General features: G+C 58.0%; 1 protein-coding gene. It reads left to right on the forward strand.

Annotated elements, in window-relative coordinates:
• Positions 1 to 317: 317 nt before the first annotated feature.
• Complete coding sequence (locus tag ACE418_RS11030; protein WP_416450656.1) at positions 318 to 956, forward strand: bifunctional 2-keto-4-hydroxyglutarate aldolase/2-keto-3-deoxy-6-phosphogluconate aldolase; 639 nt, start codon at positions 318 to 320, stop codon at positions 954 to 956.
• Positions 957 to 1210: the final 254 nt, after the last annotated feature.

Genomic DNA, 1210 nt, shown 5'->3' on the forward strand with positions numbered 1-1210 from the left:
CGGCCCCATTAACCGCGAATAGGACATGGCCGATCGGTGTGGAACGGGCGCCCCACGTGGACGCCCCTACGATGGCGGTCCCAAAGGACCGCTGCGGCCTGCGACCTGCGTTAATGACACCTGCATCAATCCGCATGATTGGTGCAAAACGGCCCCGTTAACCGTGAATAGGACATGGCCGATCGGTGTGGAACGGGCGCCCCACGTGGACGCCCCTACGATGGCGGGCCCAAAGGACCGCTGCGGCCTGCGACCTGCGACCTGCGGCCTGCGACCTGCGGCCTGCGATTATTTATGAACACAAAGGAGAAACAATCATGGATAAATTAGATGTTGTCAAGAAGATTCAGGAAATTGGTGTCGTCGCCGTCGTCCGCGGCAACAGCCCGGAAGAAGCTATCATGATGTCTGAAGCCTGCATCAAAGGCGGCGTCACGGCCATTGAACTGGCTTTCACGACGCCGCGGGCTCATGAAGTCATCACGGCTCTTTCCAAGAAGTATGCCGACAATCCCGACGTCCTCATCGGCGCCGGTACGGTCCTCGATGCCATTACGGCCCGCATCGCCATCCTCGATGGCGCTCAGTTCATCGTATCGCCGGCTTTGGACGTAGAAACGATCAAGCTCTGCAACCGCTACCGCGTGGCTGTCATGCCGGGGACGACGACCCTCAACGGCGTCATTACGGCCCTGGAATACGGCGCCGACGTCGTCAAGATTTTCCCTGGGGAAATCCTGGGCATGAAAGCCATCAAGGCCATCCACGGTCCTTTGCCGCAGGCTCCGCTCATGCCGACCGGTGGCGTCAATGTAGAAAACGCCGGTGACTGGATCAAAGTCGGCTGTGTCGCCGTCGGTGCCGGCGGTGCCCTCACCGGCGGTGGTAAGACGGCCGATGAAATCACAGAAACGGCCAAGAAATTCATCGCCGCCGTCCAGGTTGCCCGGAAGTAAAAATTTGATGAAAGGCTCTCCTCATAGGAGAGCTGGCCGCCGAAGGCGGTCTGAGAGGTTGCTTTAAAAACGGGACTGGCGCATGAAGGCCTATGTCATCATGCGCCAGTCCCGTTTCTTTATCCCAGTTTCGCCAGAAGACTCCTTCCTCTTAGGTAGGGGATGAATGGCGATGGGTTTCGCAGGTTCGATGCCTGCGAAATCCACCCTATGTCTTTTCTGTCTTAGCCTTTTCACCTCGGCTAGGGTATAAT

This window comes from Megasphaera jansseni (assembly GCF_047974155.1).
Lineage (GTDB): Bacteria > Bacillota > Negativicutes > Veillonellales > Megasphaeraceae > Megasphaera.